This window comes from Endozoicomonas sp. 8E (assembly GCF_032883915.1).
Classification (GTDB): Bacteria; Pseudomonadota; Gammaproteobacteria; order Pseudomonadales; family Endozoicomonadaceae; genus Endozoicomonas_A.
On sequence record NZ_CP120717.1, the window covers coordinates 393,260 to 410,418 of the forward strand.

A 17,159-nucleotide genomic window follows, 5' to 3' on the forward strand; every position below is an offset into this window, starting at 1 on the left:
GAAGCGTCTATCGCTCAGTCAGAGCATTTTGTCTGGCCCTGAGAATTGGCTTCATCAAATATTCCATCAGGGTTTTCTCTCCGGTGATAATATCGATGTTAGCCTTCATACCCGGGATGATTTCCAGTGGTTTTTCGGGGTTGCCAAGCTGATTTTCATGGGTTCTGACGCGAACGATGTAGAAACTTTCTCCTTTATCATCCTTTATTGTGTCAGCGCTTATGTGCTCTACCAGGCCTTCAAGTCCACCATAAACGGCAAAGTCGTAGGCGGTTAACTTAACGACAGACTTCATGCCTTCCCTGAGAAAGCCTATATCTTTAGGAGCGATCTGGGCTTCAACCAGCAGGGATTCCTCTACCGGGACAATTTCCATGACATCCATTCCGGGCTGTATAACTCCGCCTACGGTTTTAACATTGATCTTTTTAACAATGCCTTCCACCGGTGAGCGAAGCAGTGTCCTGACCACCTGATCTTCCAGACTGGTTTGTGTTTCAGAAAGTTGGTCCAGTTTGACTTCAGCGTCTTTCAGTTCCTGAACCACTTCTTCCCGGAATTTGATAGTAAGTTCACGCTTACGTGCCAGAGCCTCCTGATAAGCTGCCTTAAGCTTGGGAATGGACAGTTCTGTCATCTTCTTTTCAGAGGCCAGATCATTGACTCTCTGCCTGAGCTGAAGCATTTCTACATGGGAAATAACGCCTTGATCAGCCAGAGGTTCGGTCAGTTCCAGCTCCTCTTCTCCCAGCTCCAGACTGGTGGTTAAAAACTCCAGCTGTGACTCGGAAGCGGCCAGTTCGTGTTTGGCCTGAGAAGCTTGTTTGTTGACAATATCAAGCTCGGCTTTAAGACCGGCATCTCGTCTCTGGAAAATCTGTATCTCCCGATCAACATAATCCTGATAATTACTTAATTCGGGAGGAAACTTCACTGAATTGCCAAACAGTTCAGCCTTGAGTCTTGCGGCTTTTGCCAGCTCACTGTAATACTCAACAGCGCTTTCCCTGAAAGTGGACTTGAAGCGGGTATCATCCAGTTGCAGCAATGGCTGCCCTTCCCTGACCAGCTCACCCTCCTGGACAAAAAGCTCTTCCAGTATGCCGCCTTCAAAGTTTTGAATGACCTGCAGATGAGAAGAGGGAACGACCTCACCCATGCCCCGGGTGATTTCATCCAGTGGTGCCAGACTGGCCCAGGTGATGGCTGAGCCAATGGCCAGCAGCATGGTGTAAATAAGCAGCCTGCCGCCTCTTGGGGCTTTCATTAACATGGCAGCGCTGGTATCAGACATGTACTCCAGATCTTCCGCACTGACGTTCTCTTCCAGTGAAGAAGTATTCTTCAGGTTTTCATCTTCTTCAATCTGCCTGTCCAGTTCTTCCAGCATGGCTTCTTCGGTCAGAACTTCCTGATCATCAGAACTCACTTCATACTCTGCCTCTCTGGACGGAGTTGTTGATTGAGTCTTTGAAGTCTCATGGGGCTGATCTTCTGGTATTTCAGAAGTGTTTTTATCGTCCTTGTACTCGCTCATTGCACGATCCTGTTCAATCCATTCAAGGTCATTGGCAGCTCATTGCTGACTGCAGGGTTACTCGATTTTGAGTTTGCCCTGCTTAAGGGCTGCGTGAACCTGATCCTTGGGTCCGTCCGCAACAATCTTTCCGTTATCCACCAGGATCAGGCGATCAACCAGCTCCAGCATGGAAGCCTTATGAGTGACCAGAACAATGGTTTTATCCTTGCATTGCTTTTTCAGTTGTTCTTTGACTCGCAATTCGGTGGTGTTATCCATGGAGCTGGAAGGTTCATCAAGAACCAGAATGGGCGGGTCCATCAACAGAGCTCTGGCTAAGGCGATACTTTGTCGCTGTCCACCTGAGAGGTTTTGTCCCCTTTCGCCTACGATCATATCCATGCCGTTTGGATGCTTGTTGGCGAATTCGGTAACACCGGATATTTCAGCCGCTTTCAGCAGAGCAGCGTCGTCAACAAAGCTGGCACCGAGGGTGATGTTTTCCTTGATACTGCCATAGAACAGGGTGATGTCCTGAGAGACACAACCAATGCTGCTTCGAAGGTCTGAAGGGTTGATCTGTCTCAGGTCAATACCATCGACCCGGATGGCACCTTCATTGGGCTCATAAAGGCCAAGAATCAGCTTCTCTATCGTGGTTTTTCCTGAACCGATGCGACCGATAATGGCTACTTTTTCACCGGGTTTGATGTGCAGATTGATGTTTCTGAGGGCCTGGATCTCCTGACCCGGGTATGTGAAATCAACACCATCAAATTCAATACTTCCGGCCAGCTCAGGACGATTAACATAGTCACGGTCTGCCGGACGTTCTACCGGCATATCCATGATATCGTTAAGCCCATCCAGAGCTGATTTAGCCTGGTTGTAGCGAGTGGCAAGGCCGGCTACCTGAGCCATGGGAGCCAGGCATCGGCCTGACAACATAACGGTTGCAATCAGGCCACCCATACTGAGGTCACCCTCAGAAATCAGGAAAACACCGTAGCACACCAGCGCAATGTTACACATCTGTTGAACATAAGCGCTGACAGTGGATGCGGAAGAGCTCAATAACTTGGTTTTGATACTCCAGGTGGCTATGTGGCCGACTGCTTTTTCCCACTTGTACTGAATCTCGCTCTCTGCCTGGGCAATTTTCAGGGCTTCCATGCCTGAAAGGCTTTCAATCAAGGTGGCGTTCTTCTGTGAGTTGGAGCGCAGGGTTTTCTCAACGGAACGCTTGAGAGGCCCTTGAATAGCAAAACTGTAAACGGCAATCAGGGCCATACAAAGCAGGGGAATGTAAGCCAGTGGTCCACCCAGAATTAAAATCACCATCAATATGATCAGGGTGAAAGGGAGGTCCACCAGGGCAATCACCGTTGATGAGGTGATAAATTCCCGGATGCTCTCAAATTCCTGAAGGCTCTTGGCAAAGGAGCCGACCGAAACCGGTTTGGCCGACATGCTTAATCCCAGGACCCGTTCCATAACCCGGGATGAGAGCAATATGTCCGATTTTTTGCCGGCAAGATCAATAAAATAACTTCGAATCATTTTCAGTACGAAGTCGAAGCTGAAGATAATAATGGCACCTATAGCCAGCACCCAGAGGGTATCAAAAGCCTGGTTAGGCACCACTCTGTCGTAAACATTCATGACAAACAGCGGGCTGGCCACCACAAAAATATTGATCAGCAGGGAAGCCAGCAGGACATCTCTATAAATTCTCCAGGAGCCAAGAATCGTGCCCCAGAACCAATGTCGGGAGCGAATATTCAGCGTGGTGGGAGTCCGCTTGTCATATCGATGCTTTTCACGAACATAAATGGTGTAGCCGGTGTAGTACTCTTCGAGATCCGGGAGGTTGATGTTCCTGACACCTTCTCCGGCTTCAGGAATAATCACTCGGGCATTACCTTCTTCATGATCAATATCAATCAGAATGCAGGCTTTACGCTCCTTCAGAAATAGAACAGCAGGCGTGACCAGAGGAGAGATATCTTTCAATGCTCTTTTGTGAGTTTTCGACGCAAGGCCCGCTCTTTGGGCTGCACGGGAAAACAGTTCTGCGGTCAGCTTGCCATTTTCCAGAGGTAATCCGGCACGGAGGGAGTCGTGAGAAAAGGGCTTTCCATAATGCTTGGTGAGAATACTGAGGCATTCCAGTAAAGGATCAAACTCCTGTTGGTCGCTCTTGGGTATTCCCCACTCTTCGTTTGCATCTTCTGCAGCTGCACTGTAATTCATAGTTCATTGCCAATGAAATAAAAAATAAATAACAGAGGTACAGCTTTTTCTGTTAAAAGGTTTCTGAATTAATACTAGCGCAGTTTATTGGTCTTAAATGATTAATAAGAAAGTAATTAAAGAGTGTCTTATATCTGACGTTTGATTGTTGTTGATTACATAAAATACTAAATATGATGCTTTTTCGGCATGGAGGCGATTTGTGAGTCTTGAAGGAATTAAATCTTTTGCTGCAAGTCATTTAAGCCTTTCAGGTTTTAAAAATGATTGTAAAAAAATATATGGGAAAATTTTTGGAAAACTGGTTCACGTTCTTGAAGCGTTAACGACGGCTTTGGATAAAGTCAGAAAATCCTCAAGGACCGGATTGTCATTTAATAAGTCTATTTATAAACGCAAAACCACTCCCCGGAGTTTGGGGGGCAAGCCTCAATACCTGAGCCTTGAAGGAAATGAGCAGAAAGCAAGATGGTTGATGGTTGACTTTCTGGAAAAACTGGTTGAAAGAGGTGCTGGGATCGAAGACCTTTCCTCCGATAAGGCTAAAGCATTGACAAGTGAGTTATTGGAGATCCTTCTTGAACTGGACGCTACTGTTTTTAAAGCAATTTCCATTGCTAAAGGTCGTAAAGTCGGATCAGATGCTATGGGCCGGGCAATGGGCGCTCTTTTTAACGAGGTTGAAGGTTCAATAGTTGGTAACGAAAAATTAAAAGCGCAATTAGGTGAAAAAGGCTTTTTATATCAATTTGTTCGTGCCTGTGCACAGCTGAATGTTATTGAGGTGGATGTGAAATCAGACGATGATGAACTATTCAAGGCTCCTGCAATCCATTGCTTGAGTATAAAAGGTTGCAACTTTCTGCATAATACTATGCTGCTTTACTACGAGATGACGGGCAGCGAGCTTCATGATGAAAAAGAATCATTACAAAAACAAGTTGATAAAGTGTCTGCCGACGATAAAGATCTTTGGGGCATGAGTGAGGTCATTTTTAACAGACTTCGTTTGGAAGATTGAGTCGGTTTCGATGGGTGCGGTGTTACCTTAAAAAAAACCGAGTTCGTAACGCCTCGGTTTTTTTTCAATGGGATTCAGAGATTTTAGCGATCAACTCTTATCGAACACCTCTTCCTGAATTCTTTTAATACCAATGTGTCGTACATCTCTGCCTTTCACCAGATAGATAACGTATTCCGCCAGGTTGCGGGCATGATCGCCAATCCGTTCCAGTGATCTTAATACCTACATAATATTCAGAACCCAGGTACTGTTAGAGCTCCAAAAAAAATGTCATATGAACTGATTGATCTATTCTTAACTCCCATTCTTTAATATTTGATGAATTTTAAATAGGGAGTTGACAATGGAAAAAAATGTCAGATTGATTATTTTATTCCTTCTCTGCTTGCAATCATCTTATTCAAATTCAAAAGATTTACGCTTTAATTGGAAGCTGGAACATAACGGTAATTCACTACTAAGTGGTACAACTGTAACCTCCACCAGGACCATTCATAGCGATGCGCACACAGCAGGCGATCATTCATCGGTGTTAGATGATTACAACCCATCCTGTAATGTTTGTACAGTGGATGAATATGTCATTTATGACATCATCTCTTCCACTCTGATGGTTATTGATCAGAACAACCTTGGTCATACTATGCCGCCACCTTTTGATACTTTATTGGGGAATTTGCAAACTGGCAGTTATTCTATTCAACATAGCTTTCATACTCAATACACACTGAGAAGTCAAACGACAACAGCAGCAAATGTGGCTGCTCAAGCATTCTGTTGCGTGCTCTGTTTTCCTATATATTTGAAGATCTGGACAAAAAACGCGCCTCTTAGATCATACCATGAGTTGGACAGAATCAGAGTAATGAGAGCAGTAATACCAAAGGATTTGCCGGAAGATGTCTCTATCCAAAAATGCTCTTTATCTCATAAGGCTGTTAGCAGTGATAACCAAATATTTTCATCGCCAAACACACTGGTTACAGACAGCAAGACCAAAATATTTGACCTTTTCCTGGATACTCCAGAAACACAAAAATGGATAATAGAGCATCTAAAGCCATCGACCAACAAGAGGTTAGACTTGATAATACCTCAGATATCCCGTACAGCTGTACCGGCTGTAATTCTTGTACGAGAGCAAAACACCGCAAATAACAGACGAAACAGACGAAGCCGGAAACCATCACATTTTATAACAGTAAATTTAACGAATGGAATCAAAGTAGAATACCACTTTAATCGAGTATCCTACGATGGCATTCCGGTATTGGCGATTGTGGTTAGCGCTCATGGTTATACGCTGACACTCGCGGTTGATAATTACGATGTTATCGCTAACCAACCCCCTCCACATTATGAAGAAATAGATGTTGTAGCTAACGAACCCCCTCCACAATATTCAGAGTCAGCAGAATCCTGTCATTGTAACGGCGCATGTAATTGTGCTGGTTCAAGGGAAAATGATACCGAAGATTCAGATGATCAGATTCATATTAGTATTCTGAATCAAGATCTTTTTTTCTCAAACAGCCAATAATGAGCCTGTAAAAAAGTATCTGCCGACGATAAAGATCTTCGGCCCATTACTGACCTCATTTACGAGAGATTTCGTTTGCCAGATTGAGTAATACCTTAAAAAACCCGAGTTCGTAACGCCTCGGGTTTTTATTCAATGGGATTCACAGATTTTAGCGATCAATTCTTATCGAACACCTCTTCCTGAATTCTTTTAATACCAATGTGTCGTACATCTGTACCTTTCACCAGATAGATAACGTATTCCGCCAGGTTGCGGGCATGATCGCCAATCCGTTCCAGTGATCTTAAAACCCACATAATATTCAGAACCCGGGTGATGGATCTTGGGTCTTCCATCATGTAGGTGACCAGTTCCCGTGTGGCACTTTTGTATTCCCGGTCGACGGTTTTATCTTCCTTGGCAACCGCCAGAGCAAGATCGGCATCGAAACGGGCAAAAGCATTCAGTGCATCCTGTACCATCTGTCGTACATGGTTACCAATGTGGCGGGTCTCGATATAACCTTTGGGCGCTTCTCCCTGTTCACTGAGGCTGATGGCAAAACGGGCAATTTTTGCCGCCTCGTCACCAATCCTCTCCAGATCGGTCGCGGCCTTGGAGCAGGAAATCACCAGACGCAGGTCACTGGCCGCTGGCTGGCGTCTGGCCAGAATGCGGGAACACTCTTCATCAATGGCCAGTTCCATAAAGTTAATGTCTCTGTCCTTCTCGCAGACCACCACAGCTCCTTCGCTGTCAGCATTGATAAGGGCATTGATGGCATCGGATACCTGCTTTTCAACCTGCCCACCCATAGACAGGAGATTATTTCGCAGCTCCTCCAGTTCATGATTGAATTGCTGTGAAATATGATGGCTAAGAAGTTCGCTTTTGGTATCCATGAGTTTTCCAGGTGCTTTCTTGGCTATGGCATTTTTTGGCTACGGCATTTAGCCGTAGCGGCCGGTTATATAGTCTTCAGTTTGTTTCTGTTGTGGGTTTGTGAACAGCGTGTCCGTATCATCGAATTCGATGAGCTTACCCATATACATAAATGCTGTGTAATCAGAGACGCGAGCAGCCTGTTGCATATTATGGGTAACGATAGCAATGGTGAATTTGGACTTGAGCTTGTTAATCAGCTCTTCAATTTTTAATGTTGAAATAGGGTCCAGGGCTGAAGCCGGTTCATCCAGCAGCAGAACCTCAGGCTCTACAGCAATGGTTCGGGCGATCACCAGACGCTGTTGCTGACCACCGGACATGCCCAGGGCGCTTTCATGGAGGCGATCCTTAACTTCATCCCAAAGTGCTGCACTGCGCAGGGCCCACTCTACGACTTCATCCAGAACACGCTTTTTGTTGATACCCTGAATGCGAAGACCATAGGCGACATTTTCATAAATACTCTTCGGGAAGGGGTTTGGCTTCTGGAATACCATGCCAACACGACGGCGGAGGTCCGCGACATTGACGCCCTTCTGATAGATATTCTGGTTATCCAGCTGGATTTCACCTTCGACGCGGCAGCCTTCCACCAGATCATTCATTCTGTTCATACTGCGCAACAGAGTGGATTTACCACAGCCTGATGGACCAATAAACGCGGTGACCCTGCGTTTCGGGATGGTCAGAGAGATATCGTGCAGTGCCTGCTTCTCACCATAAAACAGGTTCAAATTTCTGATATCCAGACATTTTTCTTCCTGCTCCAGGCTGAGCTTGCGACGGTTGCGTCCCAGGCTGTCGAGATTAAACGCCGGTGTTGAGCTGGTCTCCTCGGGAGTGACTCTACTCTGTTGGTTGTCTGTCCGGGTGGGTGTATTCAAGTCCAGTGCCTCATCCAGCATGATGTTACCTTTAATACGTAATTAAACCGTCCTGGCTCAGTCAGGGAAACTTTTTTGTGGCTCAAGGCTGTTTTTTTGTAGCGAATTAATCTCACGCTTCCAGACTCTTGTATTTTTCACGCAAATGGTTGCGAATAGCTACTGCTGAAAGGTTAAGAACCGCAATGACAATAACCAGCAGCAAAGCGGTTGCGTAAACCAGTGGTCTGGCCGCTTCTACGTTAGGACTCTGGAAGCCGACATCGTAGATATGGAAGCCCAGGTGCATGAATTTCTGATCCAGATGCAGGAATGGATAATTAGTATCCAGAGGCAAGCTGGGAGCCAGCTTCACCACGCCAACCAGCATCAGAGGTGCAACTTCGCCAGCGGCACGGGCAACAGCCAGGATCAATCCTGTCATCATGGCAGGGCTGGCCATGGGCAGAACGACACGCCAGAGTGTTTCTGCCTTGGTCGCCCCCAGCGCCAGACTGCCCTCACGGACAGAGCTTGGAATGCGTGATAGCCCCTCCTCGGTGGCAACAATAACAACAGGCAATGTTAATAAGGCCAGAGTAATCGATGCCCAGAGTAACCCCGGTGTACCAAAGGTCGGTGCTGGCAGTGCTTCCTGGAAAAATAACTGGTCAATCTGGCTGCCGGCAAAATAGATGAAGAAACCAAGACCAAATACACCGTAGACAATGGAAGGAACGCCCGCCAGGTTGTTCACGGCCACGCGAATAGTTCGGGTCAGCCAACCCTGATTGGCGTATTCACGGAGGTAGACCGCCGCTATTACACCAAAAGGGGTCACGATGATCGACATCAGAATCACCATCATGACCGTACCGAAAATAGCTGGGAAAACTCCCCCTTCCGTGTTCGCCTCTCTGGGGTCCTCAGTGATAAATTCGCCGACCTTATCGAGATAGAAAAACATTTTCTGGGTCAGGGTCATGGCATTGGGTTTATAGGCCCGGACGATTTTGCCAAAAGATTGCTCAATCTCTGTGCCATCAATAGTTGTAGCCACCAGACTATCACGATTGAAAGCCACATAAAGATCACCCAGTCTGGCTTCCATCACCTTATATTCAGCCTGTAATACCTTGCGTTGTGCTTCGATATCGGCGAGGGCCTGAGGAGTGTCTGTACCATTAAGTTCGAGGGCTCGCTGTTCCAGACGGAGGCGCTCCAGCTTGGCGTTGACTGAACCTATTTCGTGCTTTTCGATGGCGTAGATTTCGTCGTAGATAGACAGGGCTCTGTTCAGTCTTTTCTGGAACTCTGGCCAGGCTGCTTCACCCTCTACAACCACTTTGCCATCCTGTTTGATGTTGTTCAGATAACCGTAGAAGTTACCCCACTCCCTGCGCTCCAGAGCAATGATATTTTCAGGGTAACGGCGATTCTCAAGCCAAAGATCAATGACCCAGGCAAAGTCTGAGCCTGAAACATCCCTGTTACCCACTTTAAGCAGGTCACGGGTCAGTGTTTCCATTCCCTCGGGAACCGGGAGGCCTGCAGCCTCAAGGCGGGTTGCAGAAACGGTTTCAGTGTCTGCTATTTCTCCAGCGATTAAACGGGCTTCCTGGCCGGGAGGGGCATAGTCTGCCACCAGAATTTGTCCTGGCCAGAAGTGACCCAGCCCCCGGATTGCAATCAAGCCCAGAAGGCCGACAACAAGAATTACACTGATGGCGACCGCTCCGGCATTGAGCCAAACCCAGGGAGAGCCAGTTTGGTACCACTTGGTTATTTTATTACTCATGTTCCGGCTCCTTCCTTAAAGCGAACTGTACTTCTTGCGCAGTCGATGACGAACCATCTCGGCAGCAGTATTAACGACAAAGGTGAACAGGAAAAGCACCAATGCAGCAAGGAACAGAATTCGATAGTGGCTGCTGCCGACTTCGGATTCAGGCATTTCAACAGCAATGTTGGCAGCCAGGGTTCTCATGCCTTCGAAAATATTGGCGTCCATGATGGGTGTGTTGCCGGTAGCCATCAGTACAATCATCGTTTCACCCACGGCACGGCCCATACCAATCATTACGGCAGAAAATATGCCCGGGCTGGCGGTCAGCAATACCACCCGAATCAATGTCTGCCAGGGCGTCGCACCCAGTGCCAGGGAGCCATAACTCAGATGTTTGGGAACACTGAAAATGGCATCCTCAGCGATAGAAAAAATGGTGGGAATCACTGCAAAGCCCATAGCCAGTCCCACTACCAGCGCATTACGTTGATCGTAAGGAATACCCAGCTCAGAGGTCAGCCAGTTTCTCAGGTCGCCATTAAAGAAGGTCGCTTCAATGCTACCGTTCAGATTCATCGCAATGGCACCACTGATCAGTACCACAGGAATCAGCAGAGCTGCTTGCCAGCCGTCCGGGATGGAGTGACGGATTTTGCCGGGCATGGAGTCCCAGGCAAAAGCAAAGAGCAATATGCCTATTGGAACAATCAACAAGAGTGCAAATATTCCTGCCAGACTGTTTTCGATCAGGGGTGCCAGCCAGAGACCGGCCAGAAAACCCAGAATGACCGTGGGCAGAGCTTCCATCAATTCAATGACAGGCTTTACTTTACGACGCATGGCTGGCGCCATGAAGTAAGCCGTATAGATGGCTCCGGCTATTGCCAGAGGTGTAGCCAGCAACATGGCGTAAAAGGCGGCCTTAAGAGTGCCGAAGGCCAGAGGGGTCAGGCTCAGCTTTGGTTCAAAGTCATTATTCGATGCAGACGATTGCCAGATATATTCAGGCTTCTCGTAGCCCTCATACCAGACTTTACCCCAGAGAGCCGACAAGGATACCTCAGGATGTTCATTTTCAACACGCCAGAATTCGGTAGAGCCATTGCCAGTCACCAGCATATAGTTGCTACGGGGGGCAATAACCAGTTGCTCAACAGGGCCGTCGGTCAGCTTCTCAGTCAGCAAGGTTCTGTTGGCTGTGGTGTAGAAGATGCCAACATTACCCTTGTCATCAGCTGCCAGAAAGCCCTTGCGGCGATGCTCAGGCACTATCTGCATAATAGGTTCACCGGCCAGCTCGAACTCGCGAATTCTTTGCAGGTGCCACTGGTTTTGTTCATCTCTGACCATGAACCACTGGGTGACCATGCCGGTGTCATCGCCTATCAGCAGAGAAGCCCCACCCAGCAGGAATGTCATGGTCGTTACTCTGGCCGAGTCGGCAGTCAGGTCAGTCTCTGACACGATGTGAGACTGATTAATGTTGCTGATATCGATCAGTGTCAGGCCGTCAGCACCGGATTGAACAAAAAGCCAGTGTTGATCCGGAGCAATCAGTACATCGTGAACAGGCCCATCGACTTCAGGCAGAGTGACACTCTCTTCTTCCAGCGTGACCTCTTCCGTCAGGAAGTTTTCTTCCTTGCTAAAAGCGGTCATATGCAGGCGCTTGTCACCATAACCGGTGAGCAACAGCTGATCTTCACTATCACTGATACTCAGGTGTGAAACAGCCTCATTACCTGTTACCAGATTAATCGCTTCCTCACCGTATGGGTAGGTGACCCTGGGCGTAATCAGTCTTTTGTCATCAGGCCAGGTAATTTGATAGCCGTGCTTGAAAATAATGACCTGACCATTGCTCAGACCCGCAGCCAGCAGGTTGCTATCAGATGGATCATTGCTAATTGTGGTAACTGAGGTCCCGGCAGGAAGGGGCAGGGAATAGCGATATTTCTGCTCTCCGGTTCGGGTGGATGCAAAAGTCAGGGCGCCGTCGGCCGTGATGGAAAAAGCCAGTTCAGCCTGTTCTTCCATACTCTGATAGAGAGGGCGCTGCTCCCCCGTGATCGTCTGTGTCCAGGTACTGCTTTGTTCAATTTCTGCACTTTTGAATAAAGGTCCAACTTCGTAAAGAAGATAGATGAAGATCAGCAGAATGGCGGCAATAACACCAAGGCCACCCACGGCCACACCCCACCGGGTCAGGTGATCTTTGAGAAAGCGAAGTGACTGATGACGTTTATGAGCCGGGGTGTTGTAATCGACACCAGGGCTGTCTTCTATTATTGGTTGGTACATGGCACTGGTCGCAGAGATTATTGAGCGTACCTTAAAAGGTCTGTGTTACAGAAATATGACAGAATTGAAAAAATGAGAGGCAAGCCGCAGCTCTCAGCATCTTGAAACAGTGTCCCCGGTAATGAGCGATCGATAGCCGTGACCGGAAAAGCTGACTGAAAAACACCGCAGCCAAACCGTTCCCTATTTAGTCAAGTGCGCACTCACTATGAGCTACAATGTGGCTCCAACTGAAGAAAAGCGAAAACTTTTGTGCGACTAAAATCGTTTTCTTTCATAGGTACACTCCTGATCTCTCTGGCAGCCATTGGATTTGCTGCTGACAACTCTCGGGGACTTCTGCTCGTCGTCGTAAATGGGACGTCTGATCATGAGGCTTATCTGATATCCGATTTTGTCTGCTTTGTGCCTGAAGGCGCTCTGCTCTTGCCCTCACCAGTAAGGTCAACTGATGACATTAAAGGCTCATTTCTCCAGCAGCCCGTTTTCTTCCTGTCATCTCTGTGGCAGTGGCTAATGTCTTCGGAGATTGTTCCTGAGATAAGAGAGAAAAATAGCACAGGTTTTGCACTGCCAGAATGGCCCACATCAACACCTGAATCCACCTTGCGATTATCGGGAGGCGGATTTCCACCTGACCCACCAACACCTCCTCCATTTATGCCGGGCCTTCCTGATAAGGGATTGTTTAATAGGCCTGACTGGCAGCTTGACTGCCTGTCAGCTCTGTTGAGGATCGGGCAGCGTCTGAAACAATGGCTTTGTGATGGATATCACAGCACTTGCGGACCATTCGTCAGTGACACAGATTTATCTGCGGCTTTGGCAGGGATTACACAGAAGAGGGCGTTCAATAGGTCGTTATTCAGTCAGGTGCCCTTAGATGCCCCGGAACTGCTTGCTCAACTATCGGGGAAAGGTTTGTCTGGCCATGGGCAGGTGCATCAGCCAGAAACAGTTTTGTTGTATCCCGTTTTTATGCTGCCTCAATCCGATTCGAATGACTTTGAAGAAGCGCAGGGGGTTGAATATGTTGGGGAAACTTGCAGAGCGTGCCGGAATAACTTTGAAGAATCTGACGATGTGGTGAAAACGTCATGTTTGCATTTGTTCCATATGGACTGCCTGAAACGGTGGCTAACAAAAGAAGTTAACCTGAAAGGCAACCATTTCTGTCCATATTGTCGGCAGGATCAGAGTGCTCTGGGTGACTTTCTGATCCAGAAAGGAATGCAAGAGGTGGCTCATATTGTAACGGAAATGCTTTTAGAGAGAGGGATCTGGCCTGAAAATGACAGGTATATCTATGAAGGGCTGATTCGTGCAGGAGCCAGCAATGATCCGGCCATCGCTGAGCAGATACGGGCCCTCTGGCCATTAGTTAATTTTTACTCTGTGCGGCATCGGGTGTCCCAAGTGCAGTCAGGGAGAGCGACCTGGCCTGACAATGATGGGCATATCTTTTTAGAGTTGAGAATGGCAGAAGGTATCAATGATCCGGACATTGCTGAGCAGGTGCGGGCACTTTGGCCGTCAGTTTGTTTGTACTCCTTGCAACATCTGATGTCACAAATAGAAGCAGGGAGAAGGGCCTGGCCTGACGATGAGCGTGATATCGCTCTGAGGTTGAGAATGGCACAAGATAGCAATGTTCCGGCCATTGTTAAGCAGGCACGGGCACTTAAGCCGACAATTTTTCTTTACTCTGTGCAGCAACTGGTTTCACAAATGCAGGCAGGAAAAGGGGTCTGGCCAGACGATGACCGTGGTGTCTTCGAAATGCTGAATGTTGCCTTATTTGGTACTGATGACCATTTCTTAGTAAGCCTGAGTGTTGGGTTAAATGTTGGGTTATATGGTACTGATGGGACCATCGCTGAAGCATGGAGGGATGGTGATAACGTAGCCACTTTTGAGCAGGCAAGTGCACTTTATCCATTGGTGAATTTGTACTCTGCGCAGCATCTGATGTCACAAGTGCAGGCTGGAAAAAGGAGTTGGCCTGGAGTTCAGAGTGATCTCCTGGGGTCGTTGTGGAGATTAGTAAATAGCCCTGATCCGGCCATTGCTGAGCAGGCACGGGCTATTTATCCATTAGCTAATTTGTACGCTTTACAATATCAGGTGTCACAAATGCGGGCAGGGAGAGAGACTTGGCCCGATGATGACTGGCATATCCATGAAAAGTTGAGGATTGCAAAAGCTAGCAATGATCTGGCTATTGCTGAGCAGGCAGAAGCACTTGAGCCATTGGTTAATTTTTACTCTGTCAGGAATCTGTTGTCACTGAGGCAGGCTTGGGGAGATATCTGGCCTAATGACGACAGTGATATCTATACAAGGTTGAGAAGTGCACAAGGAAGCGATGATCCGGCCATTGCTGAGCAGGCACGGGCACTTGAGCCAGCCGTTAATTTTTACTCCGTGCAGAAACTGGTGTCACGAATGCAGAAAGGATTAAGGACCAGCTGGCCTGAAGATGATAATAATGTCTATGTAAGATTGAGTAGTGCAGGAAAAAGCACTGATCCGACCATTGCTCACCAAGCGCGGGCACTTAAACCATTAGTTGATCATTATAAGATTCAGTCGTCAGGGAATTGATTCCAGGCTGCTTTTTCAGCGAGAACTCTCTGCTTCAATATCTTAGGCAGGTGTGCCCGCACTATGAGCTACACTCAGGCTCCGACTGAAAAAAAGCGAAAGTTTGTGTGCGACTTAAAACCGTTTTCTTTCATAAGTACGTTCTTGTTCTTTCTGGCAGCCAGTGGATTTGCTGCTGACGACAACTCTCAAGGACTTCTGCTCGTCGTAAATGGGACGGCTGATCATGAGGCTGATCTGATATCCGATTTTGTCTGCTTTGTGCCTGAAGGCGCTCTGCTCTTGCCCTCACCAGTAAGGTCAACTGATGACATTAAAGGCTCATTTCTCCAGCAGCCCGTTTTCTTCCTGTTATCTCTGTGGCAATGGCTAATGTCTTCCGAGATTGTTCCTGAGATAAGAGAGAAAAATAGCACAGGTTTTGCACTGCCAGAATGGCCCACATCAACACCTGAATCCACCTTGCGATTATCAGGAGGCGGATTTCCACCCGACCCACCGCCTCCACCATTTATGCTGGGTATTCCTGGTAAGGGATTGTTTAATACGCCTGATTGGCAGCTTGACTACTTGTCAGCTCTGTTGAGGATCGGGCAGTGGTTGAAACAATGGTTTTATAATGGATATCGCAGCACTACCGGTCAATCCGGACAATTCGTCAGTGACACAGATTTATCTGCGGCTTTGGCAGGGATTACACAGAAGAGGGCGTTCAACAGTTCGTTATTCAGTCAGGTGCCCTTAGATGCCTCGGAACTGCTTGCTCAACTATCGGGGAAAGGTTTGTCTGGCCATGGGCAGGTGCATCAGCCAGAAACAGTTTTGTTGTATCCCGTTTTTATGCTGCCTCAATCTGATTCGAATGACTTTGAAGAAGCGCAGGGGGTTGAATATGTCGGAGAAACTTGCAGAGCATGCCGGAATAACTTTGAAGAATCTGACGACGTGGTGAAAACGTCATGTTTGCATTTGTTCCATATGGACTGCCTGAAACGGTGGCTAACAAAAGAAGTTAACCTGAAAGGAAACCATTTCTGTCCATATTGTCGGCAGGATCAGAGTGCTCTGGGTGACTTTCTGATCCAGAAAGGAATGCAAGAGGTGGCTCATATTGTGACGGAAATGCTTTTAGAAAGAGGGACCTGGCCTGACAATGATGAGCATATTTTTTTAGAGTTGAGAATGGCAGAAGGTATCGATGATTTGGACATTGCTGAGCAGGTGCGGGCACTTTCGCCGTTAGTTTGTTTATTCTCCCTGCAACATCTGATGTCACAAATAGGAGCAGGCAGAAGGACCTGGCCTGACGATGACCTTGTTATCTTTCTACGGTTGAGAATGGCACTGGACAGCAATGATCCGGCCATTGTTGAGCAGGCACGGGCACTTAAACCGGCAATTTTTCTGTATTGCGTGCAGCATCTGGTGTCACAAATGCAGGCAGGAACAGGGGTCTGGCCTGAAGATGAAGATAGTGTCTTCGAAATGCTGAATGTTGCCTTATCTGGTACTGATGACCATTTCTTCCTAAAGGCGAATGTTGCGTTATATGGTTCTAATGGAACCATTCGTGAGGCATTTAGGGGATATGGCAATAATGTAGCCATTGCTGAGCAGGCAAGTGCACTTTATCCATTGGTGAGTTTGTACTCTGCGCAGCATCTGATGTCACAAGTGCAGGCTGGGAAAAGGAGTTGGCCTGGAGACCCGAGTGATCTCCTGGGGTCGTTGTGGAGATTAGTAAATAACCCTGACCCGGCCATTGCTGAGCAGGCACGGGCCATTTATCCATTAGCTAATTTGTACGCCATTCAGCATCAGGTGTCACAAATGCGGGCAGGGAGAGAGACCTGGCCTGAAAATGACGGGTATATCCATGAAAGGTTGAGTATTGCAAGAGCTAGCAATGAGCTGGCTGTTGCTGAGCAGGCAGAAGCACTTGAGCCATTGGTTGATTTTTACTCTGTCAGGAATCTGTTGTCACTGAGGCAGGCTTGGGGAGATATCTGGCCTAATGACGACAGTGATATCTATACAAGGTTGAGAAGTGCAAAAGGAAGCGATGATCCGGCCATTGCTGAGCAGGCACGGGCACTTGAGCCAGCCGTTAATTTTTACTCCGTGCAGAACCTGGTGTCACGAATGCAGAAAGGATTAAGGACCAGCTGGCCTGAAGATGATAATAATGTCTATTTAAGGTTGAGTAGCGCAGGAAAATGCACAGATCCGACCATCGCTCAGCAGGCGCGGGCACTTAAACCATTCGTTGATCATCATAAGAGTAAGTCGTCAGGGAATTGATTCCAGGCTGCTTTTTCAGCGAGGCCTCTCTGCTTCAATAT

General features: G+C 47.6%; 10 protein-coding genes and 1 pseudogene. 4 read left to right on the forward strand and 7 right to left on the reverse strand.

The window, feature by feature from the left end; genetic code table 11:
* Positions 1-7 precede the first annotated feature (7 nt).
* Together P6910_RS01515 and P6910_RS01520 are read right to left on the reverse strand one after the other, a co-directional pair.
* On the reverse strand, positions 8-1,537 hold the full coding sequence (locus P6910_RS01515) for an HlyD family type I secretion periplasmic adaptor subunit (RefSeq protein WP_317144527.1): 1,530 nt from the start codon (positions 1,535-1,537) through the stop codon (positions 8-10).
* Positions 1,538-1,594: 57 nt separating this feature from the next.
* Positions 1,595-3,772, reverse strand: coding sequence for a type I secretion system permease/ATPase (locus P6910_RS01520; protein WP_317144528.1), 2,178 nt, complete (start codon positions 3,770-3,772; stop codon positions 1,595-1,597).
* A 202-nt stretch (positions 3,773-3,974) separates the two neighbouring features.
* Here P6910_RS01520 and P6910_RS01525 point away from each other — a divergent pair, with 202 nt between their 5' ends.
* A complete protein-coding gene (locus P6910_RS01525) occupies positions 3,975-4,793 on the forward strand; it encodes a hypothetical protein (RefSeq protein ID WP_317144529.1) in 819 nt (272 codons plus the stop codon).
* 90 nt (positions 4,794-4,883) lie between these two features.
* On the opposite strand, the pseudogene P6910_RS01530 reads toward P6910_RS01525, so the two are convergent.
* A pseudogene (locus tag P6910_RS01530) lies at positions 4,884-5,018 on the reverse strand (phosphate transport system regulator PhoU); the annotation flags it as partial.
* A gap of 121 nt (positions 5,019-5,139) precedes the next feature.
* On the opposite strand from P6910_RS01530, the gene P6910_RS01535 reads away from it, so the two are divergent.
* Positions 5,140-6,336 carry a hypothetical protein gene (locus P6910_RS01535; RefSeq protein WP_317144530.1) on the forward strand — a complete coding sequence of 399 codons (1,197 nt, stop codon included), beginning with the start codon at positions 5,140-5,142 and terminating at the stop codon, positions 6,334-6,336.
* Positions 6,337-6,494: 158 nt separating this feature from the next.
* Here the strand turns inward: P6910_RS01535 and phoU are convergent, their stop codons facing one another.
* The 4 genes from phoU to P6910_RS01555 form a co-directional block, all read right to left on the reverse strand.
* A complete protein-coding gene (phoU, locus tag P6910_RS01540; protein WP_317144531.1) occupies positions 6,495-7,220 on the reverse strand; it encodes a phosphate signaling complex protein PhoU in 726 nt (241 codons plus the stop codon).
* A 48-nt stretch (positions 7,221-7,268) separates the two neighbouring features.
* Complete coding sequence (gene pstB / locus P6910_RS01545) at positions 7,269-8,168, reverse strand: phosphate ABC transporter ATP-binding protein PstB (protein ID WP_317144532.1); 900 nt, start codon at positions 8,166-8,168, stop codon at positions 7,269-7,271.
* Between the two features lie 91 nt (positions 8,169-8,259).
* Positions 8,260-9,924 (reverse strand): phosphate ABC transporter permease PstA, encoded by a 1,665-nt coding sequence (pstA, locus tag P6910_RS01550; RefSeq protein ID WP_317144533.1) that lies wholly within the window; start codon positions 9,922-9,924, stop codon positions 8,260-8,262.
* Between the two features lie 15 nt (positions 9,925-9,939).
* Positions 9,940-12,213, reverse strand: a complete 2,274-nt coding sequence (locus tag P6910_RS01555; protein ID WP_317144534.1) for an ABC transporter permease subunit — start codon at positions 12,211-12,213, stop codon at positions 9,940-9,942.
* 516 nt (positions 12,214-12,729) lie between these two features.
* On the opposite strand from P6910_RS01555, the gene P6910_RS01560 reads away from it, so the two are divergent.
* A complete protein-coding gene (locus tag P6910_RS01560; protein ID WP_317144535.1) occupies positions 12,730-14,817 on the forward strand; it encodes an RING-H2 finger protein in 2,088 nt (695 codons plus the stop codon).
* 144 nt (positions 14,818-14,961) lie between these two features.
* Complete coding sequence (locus P6910_RS01565; RefSeq protein WP_317144536.1) at positions 14,962-17,118, forward strand: RING-H2 finger protein; 2,157 nt, start codon at positions 14,962-14,964, stop codon at positions 17,116-17,118.
* Positions 17,119-17,159: the final 41 nt, after the last annotated feature.